This is a genomic window from Legionella longbeachae, assembly GCF_004283175.1.
Lineage (GTDB): Bacteria > Pseudomonadota > Gammaproteobacteria > Legionellales > Legionellaceae > Legionella > Legionella longbeachae.
The window spans coordinates 9401-28319 of sequence record NZ_RXNW01000001.1 but is presented as its reverse complement, the minus strand read 5'-3'; the positions used below and the strand labels follow the sequence as shown (position 1 = coordinate 28319).

Genomic DNA, 18919 nt, shown 5'->3' with positions numbered 1-18919 from the left:
AACACATTGAAAAAAGTATAGTTTTTTATGGATGTTTTATGAAATATTCAACAAACAATGATTTGCTCGCTTTAGTAGGAATCGGTTTAAGGCTTCCAGGAGCCAAACATCCTGAAGCGTTTTGGGAGTTACTCACGAAGGAAATCTGCACCGTAAACAAAAAATCTCGTCCGGGATTAATGCAAGCGGAATATTATTCTTTATTAGAAAATATTGATCAATTTGACGCAGATTTTTTTAACATCCCTGCCAATGAAGCACAAGCGATGGATCCTCAGCAACGTTTGCTGTTGGAAGTAAGTGTCGAAGCACTACATGATGCCCACATAAAACCATCATCCACCAAAGGAAAAAAAATCGGCGTTTTTGTTGGAATTTCTAATGCCGATTATTCTGCCATCACTTTTGCCAACCCTAGTCTGATAGATGCTTATGCCCTAACAGGCATATCTCCCAGCATCTGTTCCAATCGTATCGCTTATTTTTTTGATTGGCATGGTCCTGCATTAACCATAGACACAGCCTGCTCTTCTTCATTAACAGCACTTCATCTGGCAAGAACAAGTCTATTAAATGGCGAAGCTAATGCGGCGTTAGTCGCTGGAGCCAATTTAATTCTAACCCCTCATGTGCAAACAGGATACGCACAAGCAGCCGCATTATCGCCTGAAGGCTTGTGTCGTGCCTTTGATGCTGGAGCTAATGGTGTAGTGCGCGGTGAAGGAGTTGCTGCTGTATATTTAAAACGTTTAGAGGATGCGAAAGCAGATGGAGATAGAATTTATTGTGTAATTGCTGGGACGGGCGTTGCACAAGATGGTCAAACCAATGGCTTAACCGCACCTAACCCTCTAGGGCAAAAGCGCGCAATTCAAGCAGCATTAAATGCAGCAGGTATCAAACCTCACCAAATAGACTATGTTGAAACTCATGGTACAGGGACGTTACTTGGCGATCCTGTAGAAGCTAAAGCTTTAGCTGAGGTATATAGTGAGCTAAGACCTCAAGGACAAGTCCTTAAAATAGGCTCTGTCAAAACGAACTTAGGACATTTAGAAGCAGCTGCAGGTCTTTTTGGATTCATAAAAGCAGCATTATGTATTTATAAAAAACAACTGGTAGCCAGTTTACATTTCGCTAATCCTAACCCCTACATTCCCTTTACTGAATACAAATTAGCGGTTCAAACACAAAATGAAGCCTGGGTTAGCGACACCTATTGTGCAGGTGTTAGCTCCTTTGGTTTTGGCGGTACTAATGTTCATATCATTGCTTTAGCAGATAGAGCATCCCCAGCTCAAGAAAAACCCTTTCAATCCTATCCTTTAAAAAGTTATATTTTGCCTATTTCTGCTAAAAATAACCCTGGTTTATCGGTTGGGTTAGAAAGCTGGAAACAAACACTGAATCAAATACCAGTGTCACAATGGCATCATCAAATTGCCAATGGTGTTCGGAGTTATGATGAAATGAATTATCGTAACGCCTATGTGTTTCGCAATAAAGAAGAACTTCAACAACTGCTCCCATCCGCAGTGCAGAAAAAAAGGAGATCACAACCCAAGGTTGCCTTTATATTTTCCGGGATGGGTTCTCAATCACTAGCCATGGGGCGTGTTTTATTAACTATTCACCCCTTTAGAGAGGCGATTATACAATGCGATAAGGTACTAAAAGAACTATTAAATTGGTCTTTATATTCCATTCTTAAGGGCAACAGTTCCATGAATCCGGAAGATAATCCGGAAGTAGCACAAGTCCTTATTTTTTCGATACAAATCGCGTTATTTGAAACATTTAAATGCTTCGGGGTAAAACCCACTGCCGTTGTGGGCAGTAGTATGGGCGAAGTAGCGGCAGCCTATGCAGCCGGGTATTTTGATTTAAAAACCGCAGCGCACCTTTTTGTTACACGCATTCGATTATTAGTAAGCCGTATTGATACAGGGGCAATAGCGGTAGTTTTTTTATCACCACAAGAAGCCAGTGAGTGGGTAGTTCAATTTCCTAAACTATGGCTAGCAGCTCATAATGCCCCCAATCAAGTGCTTATTGCTGGCGATATAAATTCCATAGATCAGTTGCTTGCCCGCCTAGAAAATGAAAAAATCAATGCCAAGAAACTTAAAGGAGGCTCAGCACCATCACATACACCTTTAATTAATCCCATTAAAAAAGATTTCTTCCATTTACTAAGCTCATTAACGACTCAAACACCACATACTTCTTTTTATTCCACAGTGACTGGGGCTAAATATCAAGATAGCCTGGACCAAGAATACTGGTGGAAAAACCTCAGCGGACCTATTCATTATTTAGAAGCCATTAGTTCCCTAGAAAAAGAACAACAGCCCATTTATATTGAATTAAGTCCTCATCCTGTATTAATTGCCAACACATTAGCTATAGTTCAAGGTGCTCGCGAAGAGGTAGAGCTACTTCCTTGTTTAACACGAGAAGATACAGACGAAGTTACGTTTCTCAATTGTCTTGGCCAGCTTTATAAAGCCAATTCTTCTATTAACTGGGAGATTCTATATCCACCCTGTTATCAAGATCCTTCGCTTGCTCTGCCTATGTATCCCTGGAATCATCATTCTTATTGGAAAGAACAGCCTAAGACACAAGTTGCTGTCCAGGAGCAAGATAGTGCTTCTTATAGTGATTATCCTTTAAGGCAGACAGTTCTCTCTTTAAGGGAAAAATTAAAGCAAACTCTATGGCTTGAAGAGTACTTAAGCAACAAACTGGCACAGGCTTTAAAAATTCCACAAACCAATATTCAACTAGACCAATCATTAAAAGACCTAGGCATAGGATCATTAATTGGTATGGATTTATATAATAGGTTGAAAAATGATTTCGGCGTTACCATGCCTATAGCCTTTTTTCTAAGTGGGCCGAGTTTAAAAAATATTGCCCAAGAAGTGCTAACGAAACTATTAGAAACCCCAACTGCCCTGAGAATCACCAAGCAACCCAACCAAACAAATGTGCTTCTTTCTTTTGGGCAAGAACGACTATTATTTATACAACAACTAATAGACAAGCCTTATGTTTATCACATTCCTATTAGAATAGAACTCACAGGTCAATTGAATATAGAAGCCTTAAAACAAGCATTCGCAGGCTTGTTAGCCAGACACCAAATACTACGTACCGTTTATCAAAAAGATCAGGGTCAATTTAACGCAGTAGTAGTGCCACAATCTGATTTTGATTTTCATCATCAGCAGCTTGATTTTTCTAATGAAGAAGAATTAACTAGAACTCTTTATGAATGCGCCATAAAACCATTTAATTACGCCAATCAAGCGCTTCTTCGAGTTCACGTCTTTACTCTAATGACAAACCCAGATAGACATACTTTAATCTTAACCATTCATCATTTAGTTGCCGATGGTTGGGGATTAAAAGTTTTGCTGCATGATCTTACTCTTTTATATAACCATCAGCTCAACCAGAACACTCCGCCTCCAAAACCGCTTCCCTTTCAATTTTCAGATTATGCTTTTTGGCAAAAGCAACAATGGCAACAAGGTGCCTGGGAAAACCAATTAAATTATTGGCAAGAACGTTTAGAAAATTGCCCTATAGAAAGTAGTTTTGCGCTTGATGAACCACGCCCTGAACAACAAAGTTTTAATGGAGAACGACGTGTTTTCATTATCACTCAGCAAGAAAAAAAGAATATTGATGCTTTTTGTACCGCACAAGGGATAACACCCTTTATGTTGCTTACTACTTTGGTTGGTATTTTGCTGTATAGAACTACAGGCCATACCGATATAGTGTTAGGAACTCCTGTGGCAGGGAGACAAGAGCCAGGAACGGAACAGTTGGTGGGTTGTTTGCTTAACATGATTCCATTAAGGCTCCAATTTGAGCCTCAGGAACCGGTAAGCTCTTTACTTAACCTGGTCAATCAAGAAGTGGTTAATGCATTAGCCCATCAAGAAATACCATTAGAAAAAATATTGGAGGCTCTTGAGGTTCCTAGACGTCTAAGCCATTCCCCCTTGTTTCAAGTAGTAGTTGCTTTTCATGCACCAGTTCCTTTACAGCAATTTGCGACGTTAACCGCACATTTAATTGATCTTGATTTAAAAACAGCTAAATTTGATGTCTCGTTTTCTTTTATTGAGAAAGAAGAAACGCTTGAAGGCGTAATAGAATATAATACTGATTTGTTTACTCAAACGACAGTAGAGCATTGGCTTATCGCATTTCACAATGTATTGCATGCTATTTTAAATTCAGTAACAGAATACACTATAGATAGTTTGCCACTAGAAGATCCGCTCAAGTTAGAGCACAGAATTCAAACGATTAAAAAAGAATTAGCTGGCAAAAGCCATTACTGCCCTATTTTGGTTACCCAACATGTTTCTTATCAAATAGCTCAATGCCCTGATGCTATTGCCATAAGTAATGATACTGACTCTTGGACTTATAATGAGCTGCAGCAAATGGCAGAGCGATGTGCGTATCAATTGCAACAATCATCTATTAAAGCGCATACAATTGCCTTATGTATGCCAGCGGGTCTTGAGCTTATTGCGGTACAATGGGCCTCGTGGTTAATCAATGCATGCTTCGTTAGCATTGATCCCAATTTATCTTCTACCCAAATTAATCAGATTTTAACTTCTACCAAAGCAGATTGTATCATTTATCAAACAGAATGCCCTGATGTAAAGATACCGGCGCTTTCTTGGGATAAAATAAAAGCAACGAAGAATAAATCCCCTCTTTTATTGAGCAAAATTATTCCCGAAGACAAAGCTTACCTGATGCTTACCTCGGGAACCACGGGTACACCCAAGGTTATAGAAATAACGCATGCTTCTTTGGCCCATCTGGTTAACTGGCATCTTGAGACTTATAAAAACACCTCGCATTCTCAATGCAGCCAGTTGGCTGGAATTAGTTTTGATGCCTCGTTGTGGGAAATTTGGACCGCATTAAGTGCAGGCAGTACACTCCATATTCCTAATCCTGAAATAAAACACGATTTACATCATTTACATCAATGGATACATGAAAAGCAAATTAGCCATTGCTTTTTACCTACTCCTTTGTTCGAATTATGTAGTGATTTAGATTGGCGACAATCCAATTTAGAGTATGTATTTACTGGTGGTGATCGCCTACGTATTTGGCCAAACAGTAATTGGCCATGCCAAGTAATTAATCATTATGGGCCCGCGGAATGTACTGTTGTCAGCTCCTCTTTAAATCTCACTGAAAAGAAAAAGCCCACAGCAACTCATCCAGGGATAGGCAAAGCTATAGGCTATAACGTCTTGCTTTTATTAAATGCGGCGCAGCAACCTGTTCCTCCCGGCTTTATAGGAGAAATATATATAGCCGGTCCAAGTGTCGGCTTAGGCTATCGCACCCCAGATAAAAATCATAGCTTTATACCTAATCTTTTTGGTTCTGGCATTTTATATAAGACAGGTGATTTCGCACGTCAGGACAAGTATGGTTTTTTTGAGTTTCTGGGCCGCAGAGATCAGCAAATAAAAATTAATGGGGTACGAATTGAGCTTGCGGAAATTGAATTGATTATCAGTACTCTTCCTTATATACAACAAGTAGAATTATTGGTATTAGAAGAGAAGCAACTAGCTTGCTTTATTACACTAAAAGAACATCCTGGTACACCGCCAATAACAGAGATTCCTAATCATGTTAAAGCAGCAATAAAACAGCAACTCGGTCCTTATAAAGTTCCTGGTCTAATTCAGGTATTGGAAAAAATGCCGGTAACCGCCAATGGAAAAATAGATAGAAAACGTTTGGCTTTACAAACATGTCCCATAGAAAAATCAGTCATTGATCCTAATAATACCATTGTTAATCGCTTATTAACTTTGTTAAAAACAGTACTTAAGAACGAAAAAATCACTCCAGACAGCCATTTTTTTGCTTATGGTGGAAATTCTATTTTAGCAATGCAATTTATTGCCTTAATCCAGCAACATTTTCATATTGAACTTTCAGTTAAAGAACTATTTGCAAACCCCAATTTGCATCAAATGGCGCAAATCATTGAGGCCAGGCAAAAAACACGCATCCCAGCATTGATTCCTGACCCTGAACAGCACTATGTACCGTTTCCATTGACGGATATTCAGCAGGCCTATTGGATTGGCCGCCGTAGTGATCTCGCAGGCGGTGGAGTGTCGGCGCAAATCTATTTAGAAATTGACGCTCACACTTTAGATATAAAGTATCTACAACAGGCAGTTAATGGCTTAATTGCTCGACATGCCATGCTGCGCACCTTGATCAATGACGAAGGATTACAATATACCTTAGAAAAAGTGCCTGGCTATGTTATAGAGACTCATGACCTTAGCCAATCCCCAAATTGGCTTTTAGAGCAACGTAACCATTTATCACATCATTATTTTAACGCCAATCAATGGCCTTTATTTAGGTTAAGTATTTCTACGGATTATCAGCAATTTTACCGCATTCATTTTAATATCGATGGATTAATCGCTGATGCACATAGCTTAAAGATATTGTTAGATGATTTATGGAATCTCTATCAGGGAAAGTCATTGATACCTTTGAGCTTAAGCTTTAGAGATTATCTAATCTATACTATAACGCAGTTACCTCCTAAAGAAGAATCTAAGCAGTACTGGTTAAAACGTCTTTCATATATTGCTCAAGCGCCCCAATTACCGCTCTTAAATAAAGTGGTATCTCAGCCTGTTTTTAAGCGAAAATCCAAAATCGTTCCTGCAAACATTTGGGGCGCTTTGAAAGAACAAGCTAAAAACCACCACTTATCCCCTTCGACTGTTTTACTTACCGCCTTTAGCACCGTTCTAGCTCGGTGGAGCGAGCACCCTGAGTTTACCTTGATGCTTACGGTGTTTAATCGACGCATGGTTCATCCTGAAGTTTCTTCAATAGTTGGCGATTTCACGACTGTATTACCTTTTAGTACGTCAGTAAGTTACCACCAACCATTCATCCAGTATGCGAAAGAAATTCAAGATACAGTACTAGATAATTTAGAACATAGTGATGTGGGAGGCATATGGATACTCAGAGAGTTGCATAAACAAGGAAAAGGCCCTTTTCCGGTAGTCTTTACCTCATTTCTCAGTGAAGACTTTGATACTCAGGCAACTCCTTTTGGTACCATAGCATACAGCTTAACCCAAACCCCACAAGTATGGCTTGACCATCAGGTATCGGAATATCAAGGCGAGTTACATTTTAACTGGGATTATAACGCCCCTTTATTTGCCAAAAAAACCATAGAAGATTTGTTTCTGGCTTATTGCGATCTATTAGAGCGTTTAGCTGAGAATGCTGCTTTATGGGAGAGGGAAAAACTCGATATAGGCCATCCTAAGTTACGTCAATCTCTACAACAAGCCACTCATCTTACTCCTGTCCCAGCAAGCAATATGGATTTATATTCCCTATTTGAACGTCATGAACACGATGATGCAGAAGCGCTTATTACACCAACTCAGTCTATCACCTATAAAAAATTGCATGATTTAGTAAAACAAGGGCGAACTGTATTGCAACACTATGGAATACAAATCGGTGATAAAGTAGCACTATGCCTCCCCAAGTCTATAGAGCAAATTGCAGCTGTATTAGCTATTTTGGCAGAAGGCGCTTGTTTTGTCCCTCTCGGACTCAATCAACCAAATCATCGAATGGATCATATTTTAAAACAAGCGCAAGCTAGATTTCTTTTAGTCCACGAAGAACATGCGCTGCAAGAAAAATTAATTACTATTTACTGGACCAAAGAATTAAGCCAAGCCCAACCCTGTACAACACCAAGAGCCTCGTCTAATCCCAAATCTCTGGCCTATATTATCTTTACTTCAGGCTCGACCGGAATGCCCAAGGGTGTACAAATACAACACCAAGCCGTGGTGCCTACTTTATTAGCCGTCAATGAACTAGTAAAGCTGAATACCAAAGATACTATTTTATACAGTGCCGATTTAAGCTTTGATCTTGCTATTTATGATATTTTTGGGGCTTTTTTAGCTAAAGCTCGAACCGCCATTCCCGAAGCGATAGAAAACAAAAATATTGATGAATTAGCCTCTTTTGCTCGCCGTGCCTCCGTGAGCATTTGGAATTCAGTCCCGACCCTATTTCATATGTATTTTGGGTTAGCTACAAAACAAAAACAATATGAAATACCAAGCCTGCGTTGTGTACTGCTCAGCGGTGATTGGCTCTGCGTCAAAATGTGCCAACAAGTTCGTTCACAGCTTCCTTATGTTCGTCTAATCAGTTTAGGAGGGGCTACAGAAGCATCCATCTGGTCTATTTATTACCCAATTGATAAGGTAGATCCCCACTGGCAAAGCATCCCCTATGGCACAGCATTACCAGGGCAGCAGGTCTTGGTATACAACAACCAAATGGAACTCTGCCCTCCTTTGGTCAGTGGTAATTTGTATATAGCTGGAGTGGGATTGTCTTTAGGATATACTAATGACCCTACCATGAATTCTAAAAAATTTATTGAGCACCAAGGTATTCGTTTATACGATACAGGTGACAGAGGGAGATACCTACCTGACTTCTCTGTAGAGTTTTTAGGCCGAAGGGATAACCAAGTTAAAATCCAAGGATATCGTATTGAATTAGGCGAAATTGAACATCAACTAAAAATGAGTCCCGCTATTAAGGAAGCGATTGTTTTAGCCTCAGGTAAGCCGCGCGAAGAAAAAACACTGGTCGCTTATATAGAATGCTATGATGTGCAACAAAACCTGGAGGAACTAAATTTAGCAGAGTATTTGACTCATTATTTACCTTTTTACATGATTCCTCGTTGTTTTATCAAACAAGAATATTGGCCTTTAAATAGCAATGGAAAAATTGATAGAAAACAACTTCCTGAACCTCAAACCACTTCTATCATTAAACAACCCATAAAAGAAACGGCAGTTAAAGAGCAATTAAGAACGATTATTCAATCTATCCTGAAAATAAATGACTTAGAAGATGAAAAAGAATTTTTAACTCTAGGGGCTAATTCAATAGATTTAGTGCTTATCAGCAATAGATTGCAAGAGCAATTTGGTTTTTCTCCTGGAATGTCTGAGATGTTTCGTCTCAAAAATTTGGAGTTATTAACTCAATATTATCAAGAACATCAAGGCAGAAACAAAACCATACACAGGTCTCTATTAGCAGGTAAAGAAAGAGAGCAATTTAAATTAAGTAAAAAATGGATACGGGCTTTGGTAGGCGAACAGATTACTCTTCACCCTGAGGGAGCCGTACATCCGATTAAGACTCAATCATCACGCCAATTCGCAGGCAAACCTTTATCCAAGCAACAATTAACGCAGCTATTAGCTATTTTAAGTCAAAGCCAACAGGGGCAAGAATTTAAGGCTCATTACCCTTCCGCAGGCTCTCTCTTCCCGGTACAAACCTATCTTATGATTAAAAAGAATAGCGTAGAAGACATTGACCAAGGAGTTTATTATTTTCATCCTCTTGAAAACCAGCTAATTAAACTCAACACACAAACTGCCAGAGCGGATCAAGTTCACTTGGCAATGAATATTCCCATTGGTGAGCAATCCTGCTGTTCTTTGTTTTTTTTCAATTCCTTAGATGCTATAGAGCCTTTATATGCTGAATCCTCATTGCAATATGGTCTTATTGAAGCAGGTGCAATGACACAATTGTTGCGAATGCATGCAAGCACTCTAAAAATAGGCATCTGTTCTATTGGCCAGGTCAATATCGATTTAATAAAAACATTAGCTCAATTGAATTCGCGCTATCAATTTCTACATGCCCTAGAAGTCGGTACATTAATTACTGAAGAACAATCTGAAGCCTGGGAGGAGCTCACTTTCTAATGAAGATCAATAACGAATTACATGAATTAATACAGACATTAAAAGCCTTAGGGGTGCAACTCCAGGTTTCTGGTGATCAATTGCACATTAAGGCGCCGCCTAAATCACTTGATGAGCCTACCAAAGAGCGTATTCGAACGAATAAAAAACAATTAATTGCTCATTTAAAGCGAGCACATCAAAAATATATCCCCTCCCTAGATTCGCAAAAGGGTATTTGGTTGTTACAACAATTAGCACCTGAGGCTGCAACCTATAATATTGCCGGTTGTTACGAAATCAAAGGAGAGCTCAATATTCAGGCCTTGCAACAAAGTCTGGCGACACTGCAATTAAAACATGAATTACTCCGCTGCTCTGCGGCTTGGCTAAATGACGATTTATTCTTTATTGAGGACTGCCAAACACCTATTCCACTGCAGGTTCACCAACTTGCTGCTCGTAATTTAGATATCACATTACAAGAACAATTGAATACTGCTTTTGACGTTCAATCAGCGCCTTTAGCCAAAGTGTTTATTAATCAAATTAGTGAGAAATCAGAATTATTTTATTTACATATAGTGCTTCAACACTTAATTGCTGACGCTTGGTCTTGCGGCATTTTGGCCAAAGACTTAGCCTTTAATTATTGGCAATTATCCCAAGGACTAAGTGTTGAGGTTGAACAACCAGCTTATCAATTTAGTGATTTTGCTGCCGATTATAGGTACTATAAATCGGACTCTCAGTTTAAAAATGATGCCGATTATTGGCAACAGAGATTAGCAGGCTGTCCGGAACGTTTAAATATACCTAGCGATAATCAAGCAAATAACCAAGGGGCTACCATTCATGAGCGGTTATCTGCGATAGTATGGGATAAAATAAATAAGTGTTTTAAGCAACTGGGTGTTTCTCCCTTTCAATTCCTTAGTACCTTGTTTGCTTTAGTGCTGCATAAATACGCAAGACAAGAAGAAGTTGTGATAGGTTACCCTATATCAGGACGGGAGCAACAAAAAGACGAATCCGTTTTTGGTAACTTGATTAATATGCTACCCTTTCGCGTTAAAGTGGATCAGCACTGTACGCTAAAAGAATTTATTCTACAGCAGAAAGAACTACTGCTTTGTGATTGGGAACACAAAAAATTTCCTTTTGATCACATGGTACGTTTTGTTCCCCATCACCACAACGCAACACACAATCCATTATTCCAACATGTATTTGTAATGCAAAACACCCCTATGCGGGTTGATGAAATTGAACAAAATAAGGTTAAGTTATATCCCTATGCTACAACCAACGCTAAATTTGATTTATGCTTATCAGCGATTCCTTTCGCTACGGGCGAATTAGAATTAAGTTTAGAATTTCATCAAAAAATAGTGCACCCGCATAGCGCTAAAAGTATTTTAAATGCCTTTTTATTTTTGCTCGATACCTTACCTTTAGAAACCTCTGTACAGCAACTACGCTTTATCCATCATCCATCTTGGGAATCGTGTTTTATTTCATCCCTAACCTACCAAAGCTACCCCTTGACACCGACAGTTGTAGAACTTTTTCAACAAAGAGTCATAGAACAACCTGATCAAATTGCCCTCAAATGGAGGCAAGAAAAGCTAAGTTACAGACAATTGCATGAATACTCTAATCGATTGGCACATGCTTTACAAACTAAAGGAATACATACTGGTCAGCTCGTAGGTGTCGCTTTAGAACGAAATTTAGACTTAGTTCCCCTTCTTATCGCGCTTCTTAAAATCGGTGCCGCTTATCTACCTCTCGATGTCCATGCACCCAAAGAACGCCTCAATAATATTCTGAATAATGCTCAACTGCAGTTTCTTATTACGGAACCACACTTGGAGCTCACTGTTAAGCATAAAATTACCCTAACTGATTTAAAAGGCATTGCTTACCAGCAAGAAATAATTTTAAGCCCTTTAAATGCATCAAACTGTGCCTATGTCATTTATACCTCAGGTTCTACTGGAATGCCTAATGGGGTGCCCATAACCCACGGTAATTTAGTTCGCCTTTTTCATAGCACCAAACGCCTTTTTAATTTTACAGCAGCAGATGTGTGGACTTTATTTCATTCGTACGCTTTTGATTTTTCAGTGTGGGAACTGTGGGGGGCTTTAGTTTATGGCGGTACTCTAGTCATCGTGCCGCCAGAGACAGCAGTAGATCCTGATGTCTTCACACAGTTGTTATGCGAGGAACAAGTCACTGTTTTAAATCAAACGCCCTCAGCCTTTGCCGCGCTTACCCCCTCTTTACTTATTAAAAAGCCTAATCTACGCTATGTTATCTTGGCAGGCGAGGCAATTAATACTCGAGGATTAAAAAATTGGCTTGCCAGTAATCCTCAAAGCCGCTTATTCAATGGCTATGGTATTACTGAGACTACTGTTTTTGTTAGCTTTCAACACATTACCAAAGCGAATGTAGAAAGTGGTTCCTACAGTCCCATAGGCCTACCTATGGATGATCTAAAACTACTTATACTTGATGAACATCAATATCCTCTACCACAGGGTTTCCCCGGCGAACTGGTAATTACAGGGCCTGGAGTCTCGCAAGGTTATTTGGCCAATCCCCTATTAAGCGCTCAACGGTTTATAAAACTAGCACAATTAAATAGTCTAGCCTACCGCTCAGGAGATCTAGTACGTCAATTACCTGATGGTAGCTTGGAATATCTAGGTCGAATAGATAAGCAAGTTAAAATTCGTGGTTATAGAATTGAATTAGGGGAAATTGAAACGGCATTGCTAAATCTTGATCAAGTCCAAGAAGTAGTCGTTTTATCCAATAGCCACTCTTTATCTGCTTATCTTGTTCCAGCACCTAATACTCAATTATCAGAACAAGTCTTACGTTATGAATTAAGTAAACACCTTCCTCAATACATGGTACCAAGCCATTATTATTTTCTCGAGACACTGCCATTGACTATCAATGGCAAAGTAAATCACGCACGCTTACATAGCTTACAAAAAGCCTTACCCTCGCCACAAGACCAGGAACAATTACCCAATGCAATGGAAACCTTATTGCTTGGGGTGATGGAGCAATTACTGAATAAAAAAATAGCTTTAGAAGATAACTTCTTTGAAGTAGGCGCCCATTCTTTATTGTTAGTACAAGCCCATCAGCGCCTTAAAGAACAATTGCAACGCGATTTGCCTATTACTTTATTTTTTGAATACCCAAACATAAAAAAGCTGGCGCAATTTCTACAGGGTACATCCACCCAGGCCACCGTTATTAGTACTCTAAAAACAACTAGAAGTAACTCAGTAGCGGTGATTGGGATGGCCTGCCGTCTACCTGATGCAAATACGCCGCAACAGTTCTGGGATAATTTATCTCAAGGAAAAGAAAATATACGTGATATTCCAGATCCTGAATGTCCTGAAAATACTTACAAATCCGATGCACCCTATATTGCTCGCACAGCCTGGATAGAGGACATTGATAAATTTGATGCGCAATTTTTCAATATTTCTGCTAAAGAAGCCCAATTAATTGATCCGCAACAACGTATTTTATTAGAACTGGCTTACCATGCTTTAGAAGATGCAGGCTATAGCGCGATAACGCAGAGGCAAAATACAGGAATATTTGTTAGTACTTCTCTAAATCGCTATTTATTATTTCATTTGTTAAATAACACCACGTTACAAGCCAACACCCATCCCATGCTCTTTTTATTGGGGAATGACAAAGATTTTTCGGCTAGTCGTATTGCTTATAAATTAAATTTACAAGGACCAGCGCTCAATGTTCAAACTGCATGCTCCTCTTCTTTAGTCGCCGTACACCAAGCGATACAAAGCATACGCTCCCAGGAATGTACTATGGCCATCGCTGGCGGTATTAGCATCAATCCAAAGCTGGAAGGCTATTTTTATGAAGAAGGCGGTATTGGGTCTAAAGATGGACATTGCAAGCCTTTTGATCATAAGGCGTCCGGAACCGTGGCAGGAAATGGTGGGGCGCTGGTTGTTTTAAAAAATCTAGAAGCGGCTATTGCCGATAACGATCGAATTTACGCTGTGATTAAAGGCAGTGCAATTAACAATGATGGGGCAGAAAAAGTCGGCTTTGTTGCACCTGGTATTAGCGGACAAACTCAAGTCATTCAACTCGCATTACAAGATGCAGGATTAGATAAGGACAGCATTAGTTATGTAGAAACACATGGCACAGCAACGCAATTAGGAGACGCTATTGAATTAGCTGCTCTACATACCGCTTATGGCAACGAACATCATCCCAAGTTTTTAGGGGCACTCAAAGCTAATTTAGGCCATTTGGACGCAGCGGCAGGAGTATGTGGTTTAGTTAAAGTAATTATGACACTGCAACATAAAATGCTTCCTCCGTTAATTCATTTTGAACGTTTTCCAGACCAGTGTTCTTATCAAGCAGCTTTTACTGTCCCACAGCAATTAACTCCCTGGATTGCCACAAAACGCACTGCAGCAGTAAGTAGTTTTGGTATTGGCGGTACTAATGCACATATGATAGTACAAGAATATTCATCAGATCCTAAACCCACCTTAACTCAGGCCAAGACCTATCACCTTCTATTATCTGCTAAAACAGAGCAAGCCTTAAAAGACAATGCGACACGTTTGGCGGCTTTTATGCAAAATAATATTATTGATTTAGTCGCAGTCGAATACACATTGGCTTTGACTCGTGCCCATTGGGAGCATCGTTTGCTTGTGCAGGGGGCAACTAAAGAAGAGCTGATACTACAGCTTCAAAGTACAGCGACACAACCATTAGAACACTATGAGCAGTTACAAGCACAGATCATAACTCAAGGAAAAAAAACCGGTTTAAAGATTATTTCTTTACCAAACTACTCTTTTGCACGCACTTCTTTTTGGCATCCTGCTTCCGCACATCAACCCAAGAAACAGGCACAATTATATGCACCTGCTTGGCAACAAGTAACGCGAGAATTTAGTTCTATGGCGCACGAAATAGACGTAATTTTTATGCCACCTAATAGCGATCATTTATTCAATCAAGCCCTATCGCCACGCACCATAACTATTTATGCAGGCCCAAAATATAATAAATTAAGCCCAACCCATTATGTACTTAATCCTGCACAAAATAATGATTATGAAACATTATGGCGCGACATAAAAAACCATTATGGAGTAATTCAACGTATAGTCTATGCCTGGAGTTACAGTAGGAACTGTGAAAAAAATGCTGCCGAATGGGAATACGATTGTTTATTGTCACCCATGTCTTTATTACAAACATTAATTCATCATTATACTAATCCTATTATATTGCTGGTATGCCGTTCTTATTCAGCTAAAGTAGTACCAACAGATAGCATAAAAGCCGACGCAGGATTGTTAGAAGGAATCATTCTCACCGTACCCCAAGAGATACCTTCGATTTCTATTCAAGCTTTAGATTTACCTGCTAATATGACACTAATGGATAAACAATTATTAGTGGATTGGTTGCAAGGCAAAGTTTATTTTAATACAGCAACACAAAAGCTAGCGCTTCGGTTTGGTTGTTTCTGGCTTTATACTTGGCAAGCATATAATCCTGTTAGCGAAAAAACAGGGATTGCACCACAAAGTACTGTGGTCATCAGTGGCGGCAGCGGTGGAATTGCACAAGCACTTGCTACTCATATCGTGACCAATTACCAATGCAAAGTAGTGTGTTTATCACGCACCAAAAAACTACCTCAGCAAAGCACCATACAAATGATGCACTGTGATGTCACTGATTTAGAGCAAGTGCAACAAACTTTTGCCTGCATTGCAGGACCTATTGAAGCGATCATCCATTTAGCAGGCCAGGCAGCGGAAAAACTCTTTATTCGTAAAGATCACCATTTAGTAAAAAAAGCGCTTACTCCCAAAACTCAAGGTACTCGCCATCTGGCTGCAATGTCGCAACATTATAATATTCCTAAACTTATATTGTTTTCATCAGCCAGTTCCTTATTAGGAGGAATAGGTGAATTAGAATATTGCGCAGCCAATCACTATATGGATTGTTTCGCATTAGAAAACAACACGGCCTCCCAACAAGTGCTTTCTATTAATTGGGGCGCGTGGGCCAAATTAGGTATGCGTCAAAACCTCCTTACAAACCATCCACAGGAAGAGTTAACGATTTGTGAAGCGTTGAATTTATTTGATCAAGCCGTAAAGTCAACCCTCCCGCAATTGGCAGCCATCCCCTATCCACTAACTGAATTAAAAATACGTTATCAAAATCATTTGCAGCAAGCACTAACTGTAAAAAAAGCACCCCCATCACCAGCTTTTCAAACACCAAGACCTATACTGTCCTCGTCTTATCGCCCCCCAAAGCAAGATTTAGAAAAACAATTAAGTCTTATCTGGCAACGCCATTTAGGGATTGAGCAAATCGGTTTGGATGATAATTTTTTCGAATTGGGTGGTGACTCCTTAACAGCTTTAGAGATGAAATCTGAGACTGAAAAAATCTTGGGGATAGAATTAACACTGGATGTTTTTATGCGTTCTCAAACTATTGATGCTTTATTGAAAAACAGCCAAACAGCTCCTGAGTCCAAAGATAATATTTTGGTACCCTTAACGAACTCTTCACATACGCAGAATCTTTTTTGTGTACATGCCGTAATGGGCACCGTTTTTTCTTTTATAGAATTAGCTAAAAAAGTAGAAAAACACCTCAATTTTTATGCGCTACAATCACCTCAACTAAGTAATGCGCTTGATTATCATGAAACAATTCCGGCAATCGCTTCGCGCTATATTCAAAGTTTATATAGACAACAACCACAAGGACCCTATTTTATTGCCGGATGGTCTTTTGGTGGCTTAATTGCCTATGAAATGGCTCGCCAGATCATAGCCAATCAAAAAACTGTAGCTCATTTGTTTATTATTGATATGGCCATCCCATCTCCAACCAATCCACAGTTCAAATTGAGTGAAGAAGAAACTAAAGCACGCTTTTTAATGGATTTAGAACAAGTAGTACAGCGCCCTGTTAATGAGCAAGATCCTGAATTCGAGTCATTGCTGGCTATTTTTACAAATCATGTGCACACAACCAAACGCTACTTTACTACATTATCAGATCATACTGCTTTAAATTGCCCTACCACGTTGTTTTCAGCAAGTGAAGGAATAATTAAGAGTTGCGCTAATTCGGATTTGGGTTGGGAATCTTATTTAAATGATTATCAACGCATTGATTTAGAGGGAGATCATTACTCCATTCTGAAAAATCCGATAGTGGACCAATTATCAAAACTATTAATAAATAAAATAAAAGGATTCTCATAATGAAAGTTGAAGCTTGGATACTAGAACGAGCCCCTAAACCCGCCCTATTAAAAAAAGGTACTATTGAATTAGCTTCTTTAAATGCTGATTCTGTGCTGGTTGAACCTTTATATGGTTGCTGGGAAGGCAATATGGGACATGCATTAAAACGCAACCCTATTGATATTTGTGCCGCGCGCAATGAAGATAGGGTTGTTATTGGCAATGCTGGTGTAGTACGTGCCTTAAAAACTGGAAATAGTGCTTCTTCGATTATTCCTGGAGAGATCTATATCTTATTTAGTGGCGACACGGGTTCTTTACCTCGTTTTAATTATCCTCTTAAAGCACATGGCTATGATAGCCATGGAACGGTTGGGTTATTAGCAAAACAAACTATAGTCCATTATAAACAACTATTACCTATTCCCGAAAACACACGCTTTTCATTACTTCAATGGGCCGCCTTTTCTTTACGTTATATTACAGCCTGGGGCAATTGGAAGGTGGCCAGCCAGACCTATAGGGCTATGGTTAGTGAGAAAGAAGAACCTAATCCTTCCGTTTGGGGCTGGGGAGGTGGTGTTTCATTAGCTATTCTGCAATTGGCAAAAGCTGCAGGTTATAAAACAGCTCTCATCGCATCTAATTCCTCTCGTTTAAATCTCATTGAGCAATTAGGAATCACAGCTATTGATAGAAATTCTTTTCTTCGTTTAAACAGCCATTTAGAGTGGGATCCATCATCTAAAAAGTTCAGTGAAGAATACGTGCAAGCCGAAAAATCATTCTTACAACTAGTCAAGGAATATACTAATGGCTATGGAGTCTCGGTATTTGTAGATCTTATTGGTGAGCCCATATTAAAAGCAACTATTAAAGCATTATCTCGCCCGGGAGTTCTCACTACGGCTGGCTGGAAAGAAGGTATGCACGTATCCTATTTACGTGCACTTGCATGCATGCAATGGCATGCCTATATTCATACTCACTATGCCTCTTTAACAGATGCTTACGATGCCATTCGCTACGCAGAACAAAATGCCTGGCTGCCACCTCTTGAACCGCAACAGAAGATCTATTCCTGGGAGGAAATAAATTCATTAGCTGAAGACTATCTTAATGGCCATACGGATTATTTTCCTTTATTTTCAATTCAGGCATGTTGACTTTTCATCCCCACCGCGTAGATACCACGACTTGTTCCTGAGAGATGGTCACAAAAAGTGATCATAACTTTTTGAAGTGCATGAAGATATGTGATCCAATAGTGTTTCCGTCCTTATAAGGTTCACCAGCATGCACTTGATTGAATTAATACATACAACATTCGCAGAGCAACTATCCCAAGTTCATAAAAATAGATTAAAGAGTTTAATGAGTACCAGCGAAGTAGCGGTTAGCACTAACAAACTTTATTGAACGGGTTTAGGTAGGTCAATATCCAATACCAATTCAGAATTTGTTAATGATGCTTTACCAAGGCGCTATTCAAGCACAACACGGAGCCCCTGAGCTGTGATTAAATTTTGTGAGGATCTCTCAGGAACAAGTCGCGGTATCTACGCGGTGGGGATGAATGGTCAACTCGCCTTAATATTCTTGTAAAAAATTCAAAAAAATTACTCAATTCCTGATGTTATGTCAGAGCTCTAATAAAAGTGATCATTACTTAAATTTAATTCTGAGGCATCAATTGGACGCAACCGCTCTTGAAATTTAAGC

Annotated in this window: 3 protein-coding genes; all 3 read left to right on the top strand. The window is 39.4% G+C overall.

Going from position 1 to position 18919, the window contains the following annotated elements; all coding sequences use genetic code 11:
• Positions 1 to 38: 38 nt before the first annotated feature.
• The 3 genes from EKG34_RS00055 to EKG34_RS00045 are packed head-to-tail and all read left to right on the top strand — an operon-like array spanning position 39 to position 18363.
• Positions 39 to 9887 (top strand): hybrid non-ribosomal peptide synthetase/type I polyketide synthase, encoded by a 9849-nt coding sequence (locus EKG34_RS00055; RefSeq protein WP_003632371.1) that lies wholly within the window; start codon positions 39 to 41, stop codon positions 9885 to 9887.
• Positions 9887 to 17215 carry a non-ribosomal peptide synthetase gene (locus EKG34_RS00050; protein WP_003632372.1) on the top strand — a complete coding sequence of 2443 codons (7329 nt, stop codon included), beginning with the start codon at positions 9887 to 9889 and terminating at the stop codon, positions 17213 to 17215. Before EKG34_RS00055 ends, EKG34_RS00050 begins: the two co-directional genes overlap by 1 nt.
• The gene (locus EKG34_RS00045) at positions 17215 to 18363 is read left to right on the top strand and encodes a quinone oxidoreductase family protein (RefSeq protein WP_003632373.1); all 1149 of its coding nucleotides are present in this window, start codon (positions 17215 to 17217) and stop codon (positions 18361 to 18363) included. The genes EKG34_RS00050 and EKG34_RS00045 overlap by 1 nt, the downstream gene beginning before the upstream one ends.
• Positions 18364 to 18919 lie beyond the last annotated feature (556 nt).

Bases quoted from the DNA above. Each gene is read 5' to 3' on its own strand.
- EKG34_RS00055 (WP_003632371.1), top strand. From the start codon at position 39: ATGAAATATTCAACAAACAATGATTTGCTCGCTTTAGTAGGAATCGGT.
- EKG34_RS00050 (WP_003632372.1), top strand. From the start codon at position 9,887: ATGAAGATCAATAACGAATTACATGAATTAATACAGACATTAAAAGCC.
- EKG34_RS00045 (WP_003632373.1), top strand. From the start codon at position 17,215: ATGAAAGTTGAAGCTTGGATACTAGAACGAGCCCCTAAACCCGCCCTA.